Source organism: Rhizobium sp. C1, from assembly GCF_021026335.1.
Taxonomy (GTDB): domain Bacteria; phylum Pseudomonadota; class Alphaproteobacteria; order Rhizobiales; family Rhizobiaceae; genus Ensifer_A.
Genome location: NZ_JAJNCY010000004.1, coordinates 348,165 through 368,428, shown reverse-complemented (window position 1 = coordinate 368,428; position 20,264 = coordinate 348,165). Strand labels below are relative to the sequence as shown.

The 20,264-nt window shown below is 61.9% G+C and carries 14 protein-coding genes; 11 read left to right on the top strand and 3 right to left on the bottom strand.

Annotated features, from left to right (window positions below; translation table 11 throughout):
* The first annotated feature begins 110 nt into the window (after positions 1 to 110).
* The 11 genes from LQK83_RS11870 to trxA all read left to right on the top strand — a co-directional run bounded on the left by LQK83_RS11870 (position 111) and on the right by trxA (position 17,006).
* Positions 111 to 1,874: a stimulus-sensing domain-containing protein gene (locus tag LQK83_RS11870; RefSeq protein ID WP_442966746.1), complete on the top strand. Its 1,764-nt coding sequence runs from the start codon at positions 111 to 113 to the stop codon at positions 1,872 to 1,874.
* The gene (locus LQK83_RS11865; RefSeq protein ID WP_230837609.1) at positions 1,871 to 2,320 is read left to right on the top strand and encodes an HPr kinase/phosphorylase; all 450 of its coding nucleotides are present in this window, start codon (positions 1,871 to 1,873) and stop codon (positions 2,318 to 2,320) included. Before LQK83_RS11870 ends, LQK83_RS11865 begins: the two co-directional genes overlap by 4 nt.
* A gap of 148 nt (positions 2,321 to 2,468) precedes the next feature.
* Positions 2,469 to 2,870, top strand: a complete 402-nt coding sequence (locus tag LQK83_RS11860; RefSeq protein WP_230837608.1) for a PTS sugar transporter subunit IIA — start codon at positions 2,469 to 2,471, stop codon at positions 2,868 to 2,870.
* A 28-nt stretch (positions 2,871 to 2,898) separates the two neighbouring features.
* Complete coding sequence (locus tag LQK83_RS11855) at positions 2,899 to 3,171, top strand: HPr family phosphocarrier protein (protein WP_230837607.1); 273 nt, start codon at positions 2,899 to 2,901, stop codon at positions 3,169 to 3,171.
* Positions 3,172 to 3,407: 236 nt separating this feature from the next.
* Positions 3,408 to 4,808: an adenosylhomocysteinase gene (ahcY, locus tag LQK83_RS11850; RefSeq protein WP_230837606.1), complete on the top strand. Its 1,401-nt coding sequence runs from the start codon at positions 3,408 to 3,410 to the stop codon at positions 4,806 to 4,808.
* Positions 4,809 to 5,065: 257 nt separating this feature from the next.
* On the top strand, positions 5,066 to 7,552 hold the full coding sequence (locus tag LQK83_RS11845; protein ID WP_442966740.1) for an ATP-binding protein: 2,487 nt from the start codon (positions 5,066 to 5,068) through the stop codon (positions 7,550 to 7,552).
* Positions 7,549 to 9,072 (top strand): tRNA (adenosine(37)-N6)-threonylcarbamoyltransferase complex ATPase subunit type 1 TsaE, encoded by a 1,524-nt coding sequence (tsaE, locus tag LQK83_RS11840; RefSeq protein ID WP_230837604.1) that lies wholly within the window; start codon positions 7,549 to 7,551, stop codon positions 9,070 to 9,072. Before LQK83_RS11845 ends, tsaE begins: the two co-directional genes overlap by 4 nt.
* A 30-nt stretch (positions 9,073 to 9,102) precedes the next feature.
* The gene (locus LQK83_RS11835; RefSeq protein WP_230837603.1) at positions 9,103 to 9,837 is read left to right on the top strand and encodes a nucleotidyltransferase family protein; all 735 of its coding nucleotides are present in this window, start codon (positions 9,103 to 9,105) and stop codon (positions 9,835 to 9,837) included.
* A 3-nt stretch (positions 9,838 to 9,840) separates the two neighbouring features.
* Positions 9,841 to 13,032, top strand: coding sequence for a double-strand break repair protein AddB (gene addB, locus LQK83_RS11830; protein ID WP_230837602.1), 3,192 nt, complete (start codon positions 9,841 to 9,843; stop codon positions 13,030 to 13,032).
* Complete coding sequence (addA, locus tag LQK83_RS11825; protein WP_230837601.1) at positions 13,025 to 16,600, top strand: double-strand break repair helicase AddA; 3,576 nt, start codon at positions 13,025 to 13,027, stop codon at positions 16,598 to 16,600. The genes addB and addA overlap by 8 nt, the downstream gene beginning before the upstream one ends.
* An 85-nt stretch (positions 16,601 to 16,685) precedes the next feature.
* Positions 16,686 to 17,006 (top strand): thioredoxin, encoded by a 321-nt coding sequence (trxA, locus tag LQK83_RS11820; RefSeq protein ID WP_109856249.1) that lies wholly within the window; start codon positions 16,686 to 16,688, stop codon positions 17,004 to 17,006.
* Positions 17,007 to 17,065: 59 nt separating this feature from the next.
* Here trxA and LQK83_RS11815 read toward each other — a convergent pair whose 3' ends face one another.
* The 3 genes from LQK83_RS11815 to trpA all read right to left on the bottom strand — a co-directional run bounded on the left by LQK83_RS11815 (position 17,066) and on the right by trpA (position 20,259).
* Complete coding sequence (locus LQK83_RS11815) at positions 17,066 to 18,361, bottom strand: bifunctional folylpolyglutamate synthase/dihydrofolate synthase (protein WP_230837653.1); 1,296 nt, start codon at positions 18,359 to 18,361, stop codon at positions 17,066 to 17,068.
* Positions 18,362 to 18,416: 55 nt separating this feature from the next.
* Positions 18,417 to 19,283 (bottom strand): acetyl-CoA carboxylase, carboxyltransferase subunit beta, encoded by an 867-nt coding sequence (accD, locus tag LQK83_RS11810; RefSeq protein ID WP_230837600.1) that lies wholly within the window; start codon positions 19,281 to 19,283, stop codon positions 18,417 to 18,419.
* A gap of 136 nt (positions 19,284 to 19,419) precedes the next feature.
* On the bottom strand, positions 19,420 to 20,259 hold the full coding sequence (gene trpA, locus LQK83_RS11805) for a tryptophan synthase subunit alpha (protein ID WP_230837599.1): 840 nt from the start codon (positions 20,257 to 20,259) through the stop codon (positions 19,420 to 19,422).
* Positions 20,260 to 20,264: the final 5 nt, after the last annotated feature.

The following is a 20,264-nucleotide window of genomic DNA, read 5'->3' as shown; positions in this document are numbered from 1 at the left end:
CGGATTTACGGTAGTAGCGAGTAATCAGCGGGGCCATTTCGGTGCGCCCCGGGTGTCGCAATCAGGCGACGCGGACAGCACCATTGGCGGACAATTCTCTCGATCACGGCCTGGAAGACACATTGGATGCCGGGGACAAGCGTCCCGGCGGACGTGTGCGTTTCTGGCCGTTTCCGCGTATCCGCCGGATACTGCGCCATGCGGTTTTCTCAAGCCTCACGCGCCGCATTCTCTTCTTCAACTTCACCGCCCTCATCGTTCTTGTCGGCGGCATTCTCTATCTCAACCAGTTTCGCGAGGGCCTGATCGACGCGCGCGTCGAAAGCCTGCTGACACAGGGCGAGATCATTTCGGGGGCGATTGCTGCGTCTGCCTCTGTCGACACGAATTCGATCACTATCGACCCCCAAAAGCTGCTGGAGCTGCAGGCCGGGCAAAGCATCACGCCGGTTCCCAATGACGAGGATCTGGAATTCCCGATCGTGCCGCAGCGCGTGGCCCCCGTGCTTCGCCGCCTGATTTCGCCGACGCGGACGCGGGCGCGCATCTATGATGCCGACGCCAATCTGATCCTGGATTCCAAGCATCTCTATACCGGCGCGCAGGTGCTGCGGTTCGACCTGCCGCCGCTGCAGGGCGAGCCCGTCAGCTGGACCGACCGGATCGCCAATTTCTTCAACCGGCTGCTGCAGCAAGGCGATCTGCCGGTCTACAAGGAATCGCCCGGCGGTGACGGTTCGATCTATCCGGAAGTGATGAATGCGCTGACCGGCGTTCGCGGCGCGGTGGTTCGCATCAATGATGACGGCGAGCTGATCGTTTCGGTCGCTGTGCCGATCCAGCGTTTCCGCGCCGTGCTGGGCGTGCTGCTTCTGTCGACCCAGGCCGGCGATATCGACAAGATCGTGCATGCGGAGCGCTTCGCCATCCTGCGCGTCTTTGGTGTGGCGACGCTGGTCAACGTCATCGTTTCGCTGCTGCTGTCATCGACAATTGCGACGCCGCTCCGGCGCCTGTCGGCCGCCGCCATTCGGGTGAGACGCGGCAAGGAACGTGCGGAAATTCCGGATTTCTCCGATCGTCAGGACGAGATCGGCAATCTTTCCATCGCGCTTCGCGGGATGACCAACGCGCTTTACGACCGCATCGACGCCATCGAGCAGTTCGCGGCCGATGTCAGCCACGAGCTGAAAAACCCCCTGACATCGCTGCGGAGCGCCGTCGAGACGCTGCCGCTCGCAAAGACCGATACGTCCAAGCAACGCTTGATGGACATTATCCAGCACGACGTTCGCCGGCTGGATCGACTGATCAGCGATATTTCCGATGCGTCGCGTCTGGATGCCGAGCTGGCGCGCGTCGACCAGCGCGAGGTCGATCTTGAAAAGCTGCTCGGCGATCTCGTCAGCATTTCACGTGAAATCCGCAGCGCCAAGAAGCCGGTTACGATCGACCTGCAGATCGATCGTAACGCCAAGGGTGTCAAGGACGGGTTCCGCGTGCCGGGTCACGATCTGCGCATCGGCCAGATCATCACCAATCTCATCGAAAACGCCCGCTCGTTCGTGCCGATGAAAAACGGCCGGATCCTGGTGAAGCTCACGCGCAACCGCCATCAGTGCGTCGTCATCGTCGAGGATAACGGGCCCGGCATCCAGGCCGAGGATATTGAGCGCATTTTCGAACGCTTCTATACCGACCGGCCGGAGGGCGAGGATTTCGGGCAGAATTCGGGCCTCGGCCTTTCGATCAGCCGCCAGATCGCGGAGGCGCATCAAGGCACACTGCGAGCCGAAAACCTGCCGTCATACGACGGCGAAAAGCCGGCAGGCGCGCGCTTCATTCTGACGCTGCCGGCCTTTACCGAAGAATGAGTGGAACCGTCCGCAACCAGCACGCCACCGCCATCGTGATCGGCACGCAGGGTTTTCTTTTTGTGGGGCCCTCCGGAAGCGGCAAGACGACAAGCGCCCTTGCCTGTCTTGCCGAGGCACGGACGCTGGGTCAGTTCGCAGCCTTTGTCGGCGACGATCAGGTAATCGTGTCTCTGAGGGCGGAGCGCATTGTTGCGGAGGCGATCGATACGATCGCGGGGCAGGCAGAACTACGCGGGGCCGGAATTGTCGACGTTCCCGCAATTGCCGCCGCCGTCATGGACTTCGCAGTTCTTCCAGTCGAGGTTGCAACATCGGAACGAATCCCGCCTGAAGACGAGCAGTTTGAAATGGAATCAATCGGCGCCCTGCCCCTGTTGCGATTGCCGGCTACCTCGACACAAATCCTGGATCAATTGCTTCGTCTTGCCGCCTCGCGGCGGTAATTCAGGGCATTTAGGGGCTTTATCGGCCTCTATTTTGCTCTTGCACTTCGAAATTTCCTCGCCATGATGTCCACCTTGTCGGTGGACGTTATGAATACAATGCGATAACAGGCGTCCCTCTGGACTGTGCAATGGAGCGAAATGCGACATGATCGGACTTGTGCTTGTCACCCATGGCAAGCTGGCTGAAGAATTTCGTCATGCCCTCGAACATGTGGTCGGGCCGCAAAAGCAGCTTGAAACCGTTTCGATCGGGCCGGAAGACGACATGGATCAGCGCCGGCAGGATATTCTCGATTCCGTGATGCGCGCGGACGAAGGCCACGGCGTCATCATCCTGACCGACATGTTCGGCGGTACGCCTTCAAACCTCGCCATCTCCGTCATGTCGGCGGGGCTGATCGAGGTCATTGCCGGCGTCAATCTTCCCATGCTGATCAAGCTTGCCGGCATTCGCGGCGAAAACAACATGCAGAAGGCGCTCACGGATTCGTCGGAAGCCGGGCGCAAATACATCAATGTCGCTAGCAGCGTGCTGGCCAGCAAGTAGTCCTCAGGATCAGGAGCAAGACCTCAAGGTGTCCGTTTCTCGCGAGCTTCTGATCATCAACAAACGCGGCCTGCATGCCCGGGCCTCAGCCAAATTTGTCCAGACTGTCGAGGGCTTCGATGCCAAGATCACCGTTTCCAAAGATGGAATGACGGTTGGTGGCACCTCCATCATGGGGCTCATGATGCTGGCCGCCAGCCCCGGCTGCACCATCATGATCGAAGCAGAAGGCGTCCAGGCCGATGCAGCGCTTGAGGCCATCGCAGCCCTGGTTGCCAACAAGTTCGGTGAAGAGGCCTGAACTTTTCCAACGCGTATCAGATCTTTTCAGCCGGCATTCCCGGCCTGCGAAAGCTGTCCCTAACGGTTGATTCATCCTTTCATATAAAGACATAAAGACTTCTTTATATCCTGATTGCCAAAAGACCCCATCGCTGATACATAGCACATATCCATTTCTCGGACGCCAATGACCGGCATTGCGTCCGTTGGGTTCTGATGTTTTGAGCCCTGTTTCCGCCGGATCTGGAGAATTTGATGAGCAAAGCCAACGACTATATCGTGACCGATATCAACCTTGCCGATTTTGGCCGCAAGGAAATCCAAATTGCCGAAACCGAAATGCCGGGCCTGATGGCTGCGCGCGAGGAATTCGGAACCACGAAGCCGCTGAAGGGCGCACGCATCACCGGTTCTCTGCACATGACGATCCAGACTGCGGTTCTGATCGAAACGCTGGTCAAGCTCGGCGCCGAAGTCCGCTGGGCCTCGTGCAACATCTTCTCGACGCAGGACCATGCCGCAGCAGCCATTGCCGCTGCCGGCATCCCGGTCTTCGCAAAGAAGGGCGAGTCGCTCTACGAATACTGGACCTACACGGACATGATCTTCCAGTGGACCGACGGCGGCGTGTCGAACATGATCCTCGACGACGGCGGCGATGCCACCATGTACATCCTGCTCGGCGCCCGCGCTGAAGCCGGCGAGAACGTCCTCTCGAACCCGGGTTCGGAAGAAGAAGAGATCCTCTTCGCACAGATCAAGAAGCGTCTGGAAGCTTCGCCGGGCTGGTTCACCAAGCAGCGCGCCGCCATCAAGGGCGTGACGGAAGAAACGACGACGGGCGTCAACCGTCTCTACCAGCTCGCCAAGAAGGGCCTGCTGCCCTTCCCGGCCATCAACGTCAACGACTCGGTCACGAAGTCGAAGTTCGACAACAAGTACGGCTGCAAGGAATCGTTGGTTGACGGCATCCGCCGCGGCACCGACGTGATGATGGCCGGCAAGGTTGCCGTCGTCTGCGGTTACGGCGACGTGGGCAAGGGTTCTGCCGCCTCGCTTCAGGGCGCCGGCGCTCGCGTGAAGGTCACGGAAGTCGACCCGATCTGCGCGCTTCAGGCCGCCATGGACGGTTTCGAAGTCGTTCAGCTCGAAGATGTCGTCTCCTCCGCTGACATTTTCATCACGACGACCGGCAACAAGGACGTTATCCGCATCGAGCATATGCGCGCGATGAAGGACATGGCGATCGTCGGCAATATCGGCCACTTCGACAACGAGATTCAGGTGGCCGCGCTGCGTAACCTGAAGTGGACCAACGTCAAGCCGCAGGTCGATCTCGTCGAGTTCCCCGCGGGTAACCGCATGATCCTTCTCTCGGAAGGCCGCCTGCTCAACCTCGGCAATGCAACGGGTCATCCGTCCTTCGTCATGTCGGCTTCGTTCACGAATCAGGTTCTCGCCCAGATCGAGCTGTTCACCCGCGGCGAAAACTACAAGAACGATGTCTACGTCCTGCCGAAGCACCTCGACGAAAAGGTTGCTCGCCTGCATCTCGCCAAGCTCGGCGCGAAGCTGACGGAACTTTCGGAAGAACAGGCCGCCTATATCGGCGTCGGCCAGACAGGCCCGTTCAAGTCGGAACACTACCGCTACTGAGACCCCTCGGTCGCAACCACCACATATAGAGGCCGCCGGCGGGGCAACCTGCCGGCGGCTCTTTTTTGGCCATTTCGCTTTATGACGATTCCCGAAGGCAGTAATGTCGCCAGCAATGATTCGGCAGTTTTGAACTGTTTTGCGGGGGCCGCTGATCAAGGCGTTCCGCGCAGCCTTCGCACAAGTTCTTCGTGGCAGGCTGTGCCCGGAATGGTCGCTTCGGCCTTTCACATGACCTGCATGGAGAATAACCGGACATGATTTCGGGACAGACATCCGGTTCGCCCAAGAAGAATAGCCCATTGAGACCAATTCGTGTGTTCATGACGGCGACGACAGCGCTGACGGCGACGGACGTGTTCGCCGCTTCGCCTTCGGTCGGTTCGCTTTATACATCCGGCGGCATCGCCGGGGCGGCCATTCTGGCCGGCATCCTATCGGCCGCGTTCATCTCTTCGTTCTGGAATGCCCGTCGGCGCAATTCCGTCGAGGCCGAAAGCCGGGAAATCCGCAGCGCGCTCTCCGAAGCGAGCCAGAAAATCTCGAGCTATCAGGCCCTGATCGCCGACAAGAATCGCCGCATTGTCATCTGGGATGGGCTTTCGGGCCAGACCGAGGTGATCGGTCAATTGCCGCTCGAGACCGGCGCGCCGGTGCAGGATCGCGATTTCATCGCCTTCGGGCGCTGGCTCAGCCCGCGCTCGGCCTCCGAAATCGAAAACGCCGTCGACAGGTTGCGCAGCCACGGCTCGCCCTTCGATCTCGTGGTGGAAAGCCAGCGCGGTGAGGCCATCGAGGCGCAGGGCCGTGTCTCCGGCGGGCGCTCTTTCGTGCGTTTCGTGGCGCTCAACAGCCTGCGCGCGGAACTGGCGGAACTGCAGATCGAGCGCGACCGGCTGGCGGCAACGATCGCCTCGTTCCAGGCGCTCCTCGACACGATAGACATGCCGGTCTGGCAGCGCAACACCGAAGGCCGGCTGACCTGGGTCAACGAAGCCTATGGCGACGCGGTCGAGGCCAAGACGCGCGAAGAAGCGCTGCGCGAAGGGCGCGAATTGCTGCCGACGGTCGCGCGCGAGAAAATCCGCGCCACCGCCACCTCGGACGCGCCCTTTCACGACAAGGTGTCGACCGTTGTTCGGGGCGAACGCGCCTTCTTTGACGTCTTCGACGTAAAGAGCCGCACCGGCTCTGCCGGAATGGCGATCGATACCTCGGCGCAGGAGGCGCTGCGCGAAGAGCTCAAGCGCACGCTGAAAAGCCACGCGGAAATCCTCGATCATCTCGGCACACCAGTCGCGATCTTCGACAAGGACCAGCGCCTGCAGTTCTACAATCAGGCCTTCCAGCAGCTCTGGGAACTCGATCTCGTTTTCCTCGAGCAGCGACCGGATAATGGCGCGCTTCTGGACCGCCTGCGCGCCAAGGGCCGCCTGCCTGAACAGCTCAACTGGAAATCCTGGCGCGAGCATGCGCTTGGCGTTTATCGCGCCGTCGAGACGCAGACCGATATCTGGTATCTGCCGAATGGTCAGACGCTCCGCGTGTTTGCCAATGCCCTGCCGCAGGGCGGCGCGACATGGGTGTTCGAGAACCTGACCGAGAAGGTCAATCTCGAAACGCTCTACAATTCGCTCGTCAAGGTGCAGGAAGAAACAATCAATCATCTCGCCGAGGGCGTGGCGGTGTTCGGCCCGGACGGCAAGATCCGGATTTCCAACCCCGCCTTCCGCAAGCTCTGGGGTTTACGCGAAGACGATGCCAAGCCCGGCACGCATATCCGCTCGGTCGAGACCGCCTGCATGGCGGCTTATGGACAGGCCGATGGCTGGCGCCGCTTCGGCCAGCTGATCACCAGTTTCGACGATGAGCGCACCAATTTCAGCGGGACCCTCGAGCTCAATACCGGTCTCGTGCTCGACTATGCGGTGACGCCGCTGCCCAATGCGCAGACCATGCTGACCTTTGTCGACATGACCGACAGCGTTCTCGCCGAACGGGCGCTGACCGAAAAGAACGCTGCACTGCAAAAGGCCGACGAGATCAAGAACGACTTCGTCCAGCATGTCTCCTACGAGCTGCGGTCGCCGCTGACCAATATCATCGGCTTCACCGATCTTCTGAAGACGCCGGCGCTCGGGACACTCAACGAGCGGCAGGCGGAATATGTCGAACATATCTCCGCCTCTTCCTCGATCCTGCTCACCATCGTCAACGACATCCTCGATCTCGCAACGGTCGACGCCGGAATCATGCAGCTGGATTTCGCGCCGATCGCGCTCGACGGCTTCCTCGACGAGGTTGCCCAGCAGATCGCCGAGCGTCTGCACGAGATGAACATCACGCTGCAGATCACCGCACCTGCGGGCCTGGGCGCGATCAACGCCGATCGGCAGCGGCTGAAGCAGATCCTGCTCAAGCTCCTGACCAACGCTGCCAATTTCGCGCCTGAGCACAGCAATATCCGGCTGAAATGCTGGCGTGACGGCGAAGATTTCGTCTTCAAGGTTTCCGATGACGGGCCGGGTATCCCCAAGGATATTCTCGACACGGTGTTCAATCGCTTCGAATCGCACGGCAAGGGGAGCGGCGCAGGGCTCGGCCTTGCGATTGTCGACTGCTTCGTCACGCTGCACGGTGGGCAGGTCACCATTGATTCCGTCGAAGGTCGGGGCACCGAAGTCACCTGCCGGATCCCGTCGAAAGTCCTGCCCGACATGGGCTCGATTGCCGCTGCGGAGTGAACCGCATGGACCCGCTTACGCTTCATCTCGCAGACGAGGCCGCCACGCTCCGCTTTGGGGAAGATCTGGCGCTGGCGCTGGGATCTGGGCTTTGCGTGGCGCTTGACGGCGATCTCGGTGCAGGGAAATCAACGCTGGCGCGGGCGGTCCTGCGGGCGCTCGCCAACGATCCGTCTCTTGAGGTGCCAAGCCCAACGTTTACACTCGTTCAGGTCTATGACCTGCGCTTTCAGGTCGGTCATTTCGATCTCTATCGCATCGGGGATTCGAGCGAACTCGATGAACTCGGCTTTGATGAAATCCTGGAAACCGGAGTCTGCCTCGTCGAATGGCCGGACCGTGCGGGCAGCCGCCTGCCAGCGGACCTGTTGCGCATCGAACTGACAAGCGAAGGCGCAGGCCGCAAAGCGACCATCACAGGGCCGGATCGTCGGCTGGCACGGGTGAAGCGGGTTCTGGACATCCGGGCATTTCTCGATACGCATGGGTTTGCCGGTGCGCGTCGCAGTTTTCTGACAGGAGATTCATCCTTCCGCGCCTATGAGCGCATCCAGACGGTGGACGGTCGCGGGCTTGTGCTGATGGATGCGCCGGCGCGCTCCAACGGGCCGGTGATCCGCGACGGCAAGACCTATTCGCAGCTGGTGCATCTGGCCGAAGACGTGCGGCCCTTCATCGCCGTCGACCGCTATCTTCGCGGCATCGGCCTGTCAGCGCCGGAGATTTATGAGGCGGATCAGGAACAGGGCATTCTGGTCGTCGAAGATCTGGGGAGCGAGGGCGTCATCGACGCAGACCGCAAGCCGATTGCCGAACGCTATCATGAGGCCGTTCTGTGTCTGGCGGAGTATCACCAGCTTCCCATCGTCCGTGATCTGCCGATCGACGCGACCTCGGTTCACCGTGTTCCTGCCTTCGACAAGGCCGCGATGCTTTATGAAGTCGAACTGCTGCTTGACTGGCATATTCCCTGGAAGCGGAATGGCAAGGAGGCAACGAAGGCAGAGCGGGACGCCTATATGGCGATCTGGAGCGGGCTGATCGACGAGGCGCTTGCGGGTGAGACGCATCTCGTCATGCGCGACTATCATTCTCCGAACCTGCTCTGGTTGCCGGAGCGAGAAGGCTTCCGCAAGATCGGGATCATCGATTTTCAGGATGCCATCATCGGCCCGTCCTCCTATGACGTCGTCTCGCTGGTTCAGGATGCCCGTGTCACCGTCGAACGGCCGCTTCTGGACGATCTGATGGAAACCTATATGCGCGCCCGCGAGGCCGCCGGCTCGTTCGATCGCAAGTCGTTCATCAGACACTGGTCGATCATGTCGGCGCAGCGCGCCTGCCGGCTGAACGGGCTCTGGGTGCGGCTTTTGAAACGCGATAGCCTGCCGGGTTACATGCAGCATATGCCGCGTACGCTCTGGCATCTCGAGGTCGCCTTTGAACATGAGGCGCTTGCCCCCTTGCGCAATTGGTGCCTGGAGGCTGGAATCCTGTCTCGCGAATCAGTGTCCGCATAAGGCGGACAACAGGCAGCAGGGCATTCCCATATGAAAATCGATACCGCGATGGTGCTTGCGGCCGGCCTCGGCACGAGACTTCGCCCCATCACCGACACGATGCCCAAGCCGCTGGTGCCCATCGCCGGCAAGCCGATGATCGACTATGTGCTCAATGCGCTCGCCGAAGCTGGTGTCGAGGAGGCCGTGGTCAATGTCCACCATCTGGCGGATCAGATGGAAGCGCATCTGGCGCGCCGGGCAAGACCCCGCGTTCAAATTTCGGACGAGCGGGAAAGCCTACTGGATTCCGGCGGCGGTCTCGTCAGGGGCATGAAGCTTTTGCCGCGTCAGCCGCTTTTCGTGATGAATGCCGATCTCTTCTGGGTCGGCGAGAAGAAAGACGAGCCGAGCAATCTTTCCCGCTTAGCCGGATTCTTCGAGCCGGAACGGATGGACATCGCCATGCTGGTCGTGCGCAACGAGGACACGACGGGACATAACGGCAAGCTCGATTTTTCGCTGGGCGAAGACGGACGGTTGAGCCGTTACAAGGATGGTCTGCCTCGCCCGGTCGTCTATGCCGGAGCCTTCGTCCTCGCACCCGAACTTCTGGACGACGCGCCGGACGGGCCCTTCGGGCTGAACGCCAGTTTCGACAAGGCGATCGCCGCCGGCCGTCTCTTCGGGCTGGAGCTTTCCGGCCATTGGATCACGGTCGGAACGCCGGACGCGATTGCGCCTGCAGAAGCCGCCGTCGCCCGCTTCGCAGCTTCGGGAGGTTAGACCATGGCGCGGCGGCAAAAGCGTGTTCTGACCAGTCCGCCCGGCCCCGCCTTTCTACGGACGCTGGCAGAGGGCATTCTGAACGGCGAGATTGTCGAGGGCTTTGTCTTCGATCCCGCCCAACCTGAAACGCTCGCCGACGTGACTGTCTTCGTGCCGACCCGGCGCGCGGCGCGCGTGCTGCGCTCGGAATTTGCGCTGCTTCTGTCTCACGGCTCGGCCATCCTGCCGACGATCCGGCCCCTTGGTGAGACCGACGACGACAGCGGCTTCTTCGAAGCGAGCCTGCCGGAAACGCTGGACCTTCTGCCGCCCGTCGGCCCGGTGGCGGCAGCGCTGGAACTGGCAAGGCTGATCACTGTCTGGCGCAACAGCCTGCCGGAAGCGGTCGTCAACTTTCATGGTGGCGCGCCGGTAATTGCGCCGGCAAGTCCCGCGGATGCGGTGTGGCTGGCGAAAGAACTGATCGCGCTGATTGGCGAAGTCGAGACGGCGGAAATCGGCTGGGACAATCTCGATAAACTCAACACGCAGGACTATGCCTCCTGGTGGCAACTGACGCTGGAATTCCTCAAGATCGCGCATGTCTACTGGCCGGCGCGCCTGGAGGAGCTGAACGCCTCTTCCGCCTCTCGCCATCGCAATGCGGTGCTGAAAGCGGAAGTGGAACGGCTGGCGACGGCGGTGCACAGGGGGCCGGTGATCGTCGCCGGTTCGACCGGTTCGCTTCCCGCCACGGCCCGGCTGATCGATGCGGTGAGCCAGCTTGACGAGGGCGCGGTCGTCCTGCCGGGGCTCGATCTCCATATGCCGCCGGCGCAATGGGATTGTCTGGCCCTTCCCTCTACCGCCGATGGAACGGGCATTGACCCGACCATTTTCGGCCATCCGCAATTCGGTCTGGCGCGGCTTCTCGATGTACTGCATTTGAAGCGCGACGATGTCGGCTCCTATGGCAGGGCGGAGCCGGCTATCGATACCCGGACCCGCGCCGTCTCGCTGGCGCTTGCCCCCTCCGCTTCCACACATCTCTGGCCCGAGATGAAGGCCGAGATTGGTGAAAGCGCGATGACCGATGCTTTTGCAGATGTGGCCCTCATGGAAGCCCCGAACGAGCGGCTGGAGGCGACTGCCATTGCCGTCGCCCTGAAACTGGCGCTCGACACGGCCGGCTCTGACGAAAGCCAGGTCGCGCTGATCACGCCGGATCGCGGGCTTGCCCGACGGGTCGTGGCCGAACTGGAGCGCTTCGGCATCGAGGCCGACGACAGTGGGGGCACGCCGCTCAACGCCACGCCGCAGGGTACGCTTCTCAAACTATTGATCGAATCGACGCTGTTTCCGGGCGACCCGGTGCCGATCGTTTCGCTACTGAAGCATCCCCTGACCCGGCTCGCCCTTCCACCGGAGACCATGGCCAAAGCTGCCCGCCTGCTGGAGGTTCATGCCCTTCGCGGCGGCACCGGCGCCGTCGACATCTCGACACTGGCGCCTCTGATGGAAGCGCAGGCGGAGCGCGCGGCGCAGGCGCGCCACGAGCCGGCATGGCGCGCGCCGCTTTCAGCGGGCGACCTCGCGCTTGCGCTCGACGCCGCCGCACGGATTGCCATCGCCGCCGAACCGCTGGTGGAGGCGCTGGTGCGGCGCCTGCCCGGCCAGGGCTTCTCCATTACCCGTAGCACCGCCGAATGGGCGGAGCGGACGGGCCGCGCGCTGGAAGCCTTTGCGGCGGACGAGGCGGGCGACGTCTCGGCACTCTGGACCGGTGAAGCCGGCGAAGCGCTGGCCGATCTTCTCTCCGGCGTCATGGAGGCGCCGGGTGGACTGGCGCTGACCGGAGCAGACTGGGCTGGTGTGCTGGATGCACTGGTGGCCGACGTAGCCGTAAAGCCGCGCGCCATGAGCCACCCGCGCGTCTTCATCTGGGGGACACAGGAAGCGCGCCTGCAGCATGTCGACACCATCGTGCTCGGCGGCATGAACGAGGGCGTCTGGCCGCAACAAGCGGGCACGAACCCGTTCCTTTCGCGCATCATGAAAATCCGCATGGGACTGGAGCCCCCCGAACGCCGTGCCGGCCAGATTGCGCATGACTTTCAGATGGCGAGCGGGATGCCGCATGTCATCTATTCGCGGGCGCTACGGGCCGGCAGCGCGCCCTCGGTCGCCTCGCGTTTCCTGCAGCGGCTCACCACCATTGCGGGGCCCGAACTCACGAAGACCATGCGGCAGAGGGGCGAGTACTATCTGCGTTGCGCCACGCTGATCGACGAAGGCGAGCGGCAGCCGCTGGCACTTCGGCCAGAACCGAAGCCGGATTCAAACCTCATTCCGATCCGCTATTCCTTCTCGGAAGCCGGCAAGCTTCGCCGCGATCCCTACGCGGTCTATGCGCGCCGCATCCTGCGGCTGGATCCGGTAGATCCGTTCAATGCCGATCCGGGGCCGGCGGAACGCGGAACGCTCTATCACGCCATTATCGAAGCCTTCGTCGGCGAAAAGATCGATCCGGCCAGCGAGGCGGCGACTGCCGCTCTTGCCGCGCTTGCCGACCGCGCCTTTGCCGAGGCCGATCTGCCCGCCCATATCGAGGCAACGTGGCGGCCGCGTTTTGACGAGACGGCACGAGCCTTTCTCGACTGGGAGAAAAAGCGACAGGCGAATATCAAACAATCGTTCACCGAGGCGCGTGCGATCATGCCGCTCGACGGCGGGTTCGAACTCACCGGTTATGCCGACCGCATCGACATCACCCGCGGCGGTGTTGCCGATATCATCGATTACAAGACCGGCAGTTCGCCGTCCCTCAAGCAGGCGCGCACATTGATCGATCCGCAGCTTTCGCTGGAGGCGGCGGCGCTTCAGGCCGGGGGCTTTGCCGATGTCGGCGCACGGGAGCCGGGGGATCTGATCTATGTGCGTCTGAGGCCGGGCGATCGCTTCAAGTTTGAAATCGTCAATGGCGATCCGGCCAGTTCGCGGTCCAAGACGCCACCCAAGACCTCCGCGCAACTGGCGGAAGACGCGGCACGCGAACTGGTCAAGCTGCTGACGCTGCTGAAGACCGGCAAGCGCGGGTTCCTGTCGCGCGTGCTTCCCGAGAGTGCAGCGATCATCGGCGATTACGATCACCTCGCGCGTGTGGCCGAATGGACCTCCGGCGAAGACAGTGACGAGGGCGATACCGATGGCTGAAATACATATCGAGCCCGCTTCGGACACCATGCCGAGTGATCCGCTCGCCTCGATCGGCTGGACGACGCGGCAGCAGGGGCTCGCCTCCGATCCGAAAAGCCTTGCATGGGTGTCGGCCAATGCCGGTTCGGGCAAGACGCATGTTCTCACACAGCGTGTTATCCGGCTTCTGTTGGCTGGCGCGCGGCCCTCTGCCATCCTCTGCCTGACCTATACCAAGGCCGCAGCGTCCGAAATGTCGAACCGAGTCTTCCGGACGCTGTCGAAATGGGCGTTGCTGGATGACGCAACGCTTTCGCGCGAAATCGAAGCCATGGAAGGCACTCCGCCGGTGCGCGCCATGTTGGCCGAAGCGCGGCGGCTTTTCGCACGCGCGCTCGAAACTCCGGGCGGGCTGAAGATCCAGACCATCCACGCCTTCTGCGAAGCGCTGCTGCATCAGTTTCCGCTCGAGGCGAATGTGGCAGGTCATTTCACCGTGCTCGACGAACGCGCCGCTGCGGACATCATTGGCGATGTACGGCGCAATCTCCTGGTCGCCGCCACGGCCGAAGACGATGCGGAACTTGCCGCCGCCTTCGCGACCGTCATGGATTACGGCTCGGATAGCGGGCTTGAAACGCTGATCGGCGAGATCGTGTCGCAGCGCAGCGCGCTGACCGAAAGCCTGCGCGCCATTCGCGACGGCAGCTATGAACGCCTGTTGCGCCGCAAGCTGGGTCTTGCCCAGGATGCAACCCGCGAGGCATGCCATGAGGCGCTGCAACACTTGCCCGGCTTCTCCGGCGCGCAAGGCTTGGCTTACATTTCATTTGCAGGTCAGGCAGGTGGAGCAAAGGTGCAGGAGAGCGTGCAAAAGCTCTCAGCGATCCTGACGGAGAGCGATCCGCAGCGCCGGCTTTCTGCCATCCAAGATTTTGCCTTCACGCAGACTGGAAAAATCCGCAGCAACCAGGCCTTCTACAGTGCGGCCATGCTGAAGCAGGACCCGGCGCTGGAACAGCGTGTCGCTGACATGCTGACCCATGTGGTCGAACATCTCGATGCGCTGCGCAAGCTCGACCTGCTGGAGGCGAGTTCTGCAGCGCTGACGATTGCCAACCGGCTGGTGCGCGATTACGAGGACCTGAAGCGCCGGTTCGGCTATATGGACTTCGAGGACCTGATCGACCGCGCGGCCAATCTTCTGACCCGCAGCGATGCCGGCCCGTGGATCCATTACAAGCTGGATCAGGGCATCGATCACATTCTGGTCGATGAGGCGCAGGATACGAGCCCGATGCAGTGGCGCATCATCCGTGCCTTGTCGGAGGAATTTTTCGCCGGCAAATCGGCAAGGAACCTCTCGCGTACGCTCTTTGCGGTCGGCGACGAAAAGCAGTCGATCTATTCCTTTCAGGGCGCGCGACCGGAAAAGCTGGCCAGCGAAGGCCGGCATGCGAAAGCCATGGCGGAAGCGGCCGCGCTGGAGTTTCGGTCGATTCGCCTGCCGCTTTCCTTCCGCTCGACGGACCATGTGTTGAGCGCCGTCGATCAGGTCTTCTCGGTCCCTGAAAACAGCCGCGGCCTTGGCGAAGGCGGAGCAAGCGTGACGCATCAGTCGAGCCGTATCGGTCACCCAGGGCTTACCGAAGTGTGGGAAATGATTGCTCCGGTGGAAAGCACGGAAGAGGACGACTGGACGCTGCCCTTCGATGCAACGCCGGAGACCACGCCGCCGGCAATCCTTGCGCGGCGCATTGCCGATACGATTGCCGGCTGGATCGGCAATGAGATCATTGTCGAGGACAAGAAGGCGCGGCCGGTGCGGCCGGGCGATGTCCTTGTTCTGGTGCGCAAGCGCGACGGCTTCGTCAATGCGCTGACGCGGGCACTGAAGTCGCGCAACGCGATCCCCGTTGGCGGCGCGGACCGGCTCGTTCTGACGCGCCACATTGCCATTCAAGACCTGATGGCCCTCGGCCGTTTTATGCTGTTGCCGGATGACGATCTCTCTCTGGCGGCACTGAGCAAATCGCCGCTGATGGGACTTTCGGAAGAGGCCCTCATGCTGGCCGCGGCCGGGCGCGGCCAGCGCGAGAGCCTGTGGCAGCGTTTCCGGGTTCTGGCGGCTGAGGGCAATGCTGCATTCGCGCAATTTGTCGATCTCATCGAGGCGTGGCGACGGCTGGCGGCCACGCGAAACCCGTTCGATTTCTTTTCCCGGATTCTTGGCCCCATGGGCGGCCGCCGCAAGTTCTTTGCGCGGCTCGGCACGGAAGTAACGGACGTGCTGGATGAATTTCTGGCGCTGGCGCTCGAACATGGGTCCAAGGGCCTGCCCGGCCTGCAGTCTTTCACCTCTTCGCTGGAGCTCGACCCGCCAACGGTCAAGCGCGAGCAGGACAAGGGACGCGACGAGGTGCGGATCATGACCGTCCACGCCTCAAAGGGCCTTGAGGCACCGATCGTTTTCCTCGTTGACGACGGCAGCGCGCCCTTCAATGCCGGCCACATGCCGAAGCTGCGGCTGATTGAAGAGAGTGAGGATGCCCCATCGCTTCCAGTGTGGCTGTCCGATGCGTCGCTGGCGGTTTCAATTACCGAAGAGGATGCCGCGCGGCGAAAAGCGCTGGCCGAAGAGGAATATCGCCGGCTTCTTTATGTAGGCATGACGCGGGCGGCCGACCGGCTGATCATTTGCGGACATCGCAAGAAGCGCGAGGTGCCTGATTGCTGGCACAAGCTCGTCTGGTCGGCGCTGGCACTCGATGCCGACCGATGCCGGGAGACGGTGTTCAAGACCAGAACCGAAGAGTGGGCGGGCCTCGTCTGGACCTCCGGTCGGCCGATGCGGGAACTTGAGCGGCATGAAGAACAGGCGCGTGCGGCAAGCGCCTTCCCCCTTCCCGCTTCGCTTCTGAAACCTTTGCCGCCACACATGCGCCTGCCGCGGCCGCTGAGCCCCTCGGGAGCTGCCGCCGAACTGGAAGGCGTGGGTCCGCGGCCGGCGCCGGGCTCCCGGCTGTTCGGCAATGCGGAGCAGACGAGTTTCGCGATCAAGCGGGGCAAGACGATCCATCGGCTGTTTCAGGTTCTGCCGGACTTTCCGCAAAGCGAGCGACGGGCAGCGGCCGAGCGCTATCTTGCGCGTGCCGCCGCCGAGTGGCGGGAGGAAGACCGCTACGTGGCGCTCGAACAGGTTTTTGCCGTTCTCGAGAACCCGGATTTCGCCAGCCTGTTCGGACCAACGGCACGCGCGGAGGCCAGTCTGATCGGCGTCCTTGCTACCGCGGAGCGACAGTTTTCCGTCGCCGGCCGAATCGACCGGCTTTCGGTCGAGGCCAAGCGGGTCATCATTGCCGACTTCAAGACGGATCGCGCGCCGCCAAACCGGGCTGATGACATCTCCAAGGCTTATGTTGCGCAGCTTGCGATCTATCGCCAGATCCTGCGGCCGCTTTATCCGGGGCGGGAGATCGAATGCCGGCTGATTTTCACCACCTCAGGTGCGGGCTTCGCGCTGCCACCCTCCGTGCTTGACGCAACGCTGGCGGAGCTCGGTCTTTCCGGTGCATGCGCCGTTTAAGCCAGCCTTGCGCAGGAAAGGGATTGAATTCTCAGCCCGCAGGCATACATGATGGCATAACCAGATTCGTTCAGGAGTTTCCCCTATGAGCACCGTCAAGGTCGATAATGCCAATTTCCAGACAGAGGTTCTGCAGTCCGCCGAGCCCGTCGTTGTTGATTTCTGGGCCGAATGGTGCGGCCCTTGCCGCATGATCGCGCCGGCGCTTGAAGAGCTGTCGACCGAACTTGCCGGCAAGGTGAAGATCGCCAAGATCAATGTCGACGAAAACCCGGAAATCGCTGCCCGCTTCGGCGTGCGCGGCATTCCGATGCTGGCCATGTTCAAGGGCGGCGAAATGGCGGACCAGCTGACCGGCGCGCGTCCGAAGTCGCAGCTGTCGGCCTGGATCAACGGCGCTGCCTGATTTCAGATGACCATGGAAATGCGAAAAGGCCCGGCATCGACCGGGCCTTTTTTTGTTTTTCAGTTCGGGGGCGTCCCGTTGTCTCGCAGCACCGATCCTGCGAGATAAAGCGAGCCACCGATGAAAATGCGCGGCGGTTCCTCTCCGGGTTCGACCAGCGCCGCAATTTCTTTCAATGCCTCTTCGACAGAAGAGCGCGGCCGCGCCATCAAGCCCGCATTCTGGGCGTCGGTCGCAAGTGCCACCGGGTCGACGCTCGCCTCCGACTGATCAACCGGAACCGTGAAGACGGTCTCAACCAGATCAGTGAAGGCGCGGAAAAAGCCGGTCGCATCTTTTGTGTTGATCATGCCGGCGATCATGAAAAGCGGCCGTGGCTGTTTTTCTTCGAGCTCCGCAAGCGCCTCCGCGATGACCACGCCGGCACCCGGATTGTGCCCCCCATCGAGCCAGATTTCCGCGCCAGCGGGTGCGACGCCTGCGAGCCTGCCTTCCGGCAGACGCTGCATGCGCGCAGGCCATTCAACGGATTTCAGCGCATTGGCAATGATCGCATCATCCAGTTCGAAGCCTGCAGCCTTGACACCACGGACGGCGGCGGCGGCGTTACCATACTGATGACGGCCGGGAAGCCGCGGCAACGGCAGGTCGGAAAGGCCGAATTCATCCTGATAGACCAGACGGCCGAATTCCTCGAAGGCGAGATAATCCTGACCGAAGACCGCATGCGGGCAGCCGAGACGTTCCGCGGTTTCGACCAGCACGTCCAGCGCGGGGCTCTCCGACTGATACCCGATGACGACCGGACGGCCACGCTTCATGATTCCGGCCTTCTCAGCAGCGATCAGTTCGACCCGGTCTCCGAGATAGGCAATGTGATCCAGCGAAATAGACGTGATGATGCAGGCAGCAGGATTTGCGATGACATTCGTTGCATCGAAACGGCCGCCGAGGCCAACTTCGACGATCGCTGCGTCTGCCGGATGTTCGGCAAAGAGCAAGAACATGACCGCCGTCAGGATTTCAAAGACGGTGATATATTCGCCGGCATTGGCGTCGCCGACACGGCGGATGGCGTGGGCCAGGGTCTCATCATCCACCAGCTCGCCCCGCCCGCCCTTGCGGCCGAGACGATAGCGTTCATGCCAGTTGACGAGATGTGGCGAGGTATGAACGTGGACCGAAAGCCCTTTGCTTTCGAGAAGGGCGCGGCAGAAGGCCGATGTGGAGCCCTTGCCGTTGGTGCCGGCGATATGAATCACCGGCGGCAGGCGCTTTTCGGGGTTGCCGAGCCGGTCAAGAAGCCGGCGGATGCGATCCAGCGAAAGATCGAAGCCCTTCGGATGAAGGGCCATCAGCTTGTCGATTTCCAGTGCGGCTTGGCTCACGGTTGCTCGCAATTCGCGGCTCTCAGGCCGCCTTGGACTTCATGCCTTCGCTCAACATCGAAAGAATGCGGCCGATCGTTTCCGGGATCTTGTGGCGATGGAGGACCATGTCGACCATGCCGTGCTGATAGAGATATTCCGCTGTCTGGAACCCTTCGGGCAGCTTTTCGCGGATCGTCTGCTCGATGACGCGGCGGCCTGCAAAGCCGATCAGAGCCCCGGGCTCGGCAATGTGGATGTCGCCCAGCATGGCATAAGAAGCGGTGACGCCGCCTGTGGTCGGGTTGGTGAGAACCACGATGTAAGGCAGGCCTGCTTCCTTCAGCATCTCGACCGCGACGGTCGTGCGCGGCAGCTGCATCAGCGAGAGGATGCCTTCCTGCATGCGCGCGCCGCCCGAAGCGGGGAACATGACGAGCGGGCACTTTTCGGCAATCGCCTTTTCAAACGCGGCGATGATGGCCTCGCCGGCAGCGGTACCGAGCGAGCCGCCCATGAACTCGAACTCGTGGACCACACCGACGGCCTTGACGCCGCTGATCGTGCCGACGCCGGCAAGGATCGTGTCTTCCAGCTCGGTCTTGGTGCGGCTGTCCTTGAGGCGGTCGCTGTATTTCTTGGAATCGCGGAATTTCAGCGGGTCCTGCGCCACCTTCGGCTGCGACATCAGCTCATACTGGCCGTTGTCGAACAACCAGGCGAGACGCGCCTTGCCCGGCATCTTCATGTGATGGCCGGACGCGGGGATCACCCACTGGTTTTCCTCAAGGTCCTTGTGAAAGACCATTTCGCCCGTTTCCGGGCACTTGATCCAGAGGTTTTCCGGAACCTCGCGGCGGCCCAGCATCGAGTTGATGCGCGGACGAACGTAATTGGTCAGCCAGTTCATGGGTGAAACTCCTTGTTCTGGATCTAGAGCGTTTCAGTGTTTCATTGAAATACTGAAACGCTCCATCTGTTTGTTTCTACACAATCCCGGACGCGAAACTGGTGTCCACTTTCGCTGGGATTGCTTTAAATCGTGCTTATTCGGCAGCAGCAAGGCGGGCGGCACGAACGCCGGTCGACAGCCCGCGCACCAGCGTTTCAACGCTCGGCACGGTGTCCTGCGTCGCTTGCCCGTCCTTGGTGAGGCTCAGCGCAATCTGGTTGACGATGGCCGTGCCGACGACAACGCCATCGGCAGATGCACCGATGAGGCGGGCATGTTCGGCTGTCTTGACGCCGAAGCCGACGCAGATCGGAAGTTCGGTGTGCCCCTTGATGCGGGCAACAGCGCCGGCAATCAGCGAAGGGTCCGGAAGGGCAGAACCGGTGATGCCGTTCATCGAGACATAATAGACAAAGCCGGACGAGTTCTGGAGAACGCGCGGCAGGCGCTTGTTGTCCGTCGTCGGTGTTGTCAGGCGGATGAAGTTGAGCCCGCGCGCAACGGCCGGGATGCAAAGCTCGTCATCCATTTCGGCCGGAAGATCCACGACGATCAGGCCGTCAATACCAGCCTTGAGGGCGTCTTCGATGAAACGCTCGACGCCATAGATATAGATCGGGTTGTAATAGCCCATCAGCACGATCGGCGTATCCTGATCCGTTTCGCGGAAGCGGCGGGCCATGTCGATAGTCTTGGCGAGGTTCTGCCCGGCCTTCAGCGCGCGCTGACCAGCCAGCTGGATCGCCGGGCCGTCTGCCATCGGATCGGAAAAGGGCATGCCGAGCTCGATCACGTCGGCGCCCGCCTTCGGCAGCGCCTGCATGATCTTCATCGACGTTTCGAAATCGGGGTCGCCGCCCATGAAATAGGTCACGAGGGCCGGACGGCCTTCAGCCTTCAGATCGGCAAAGCGTTTGTCCATACGTGCGGTCATGACGA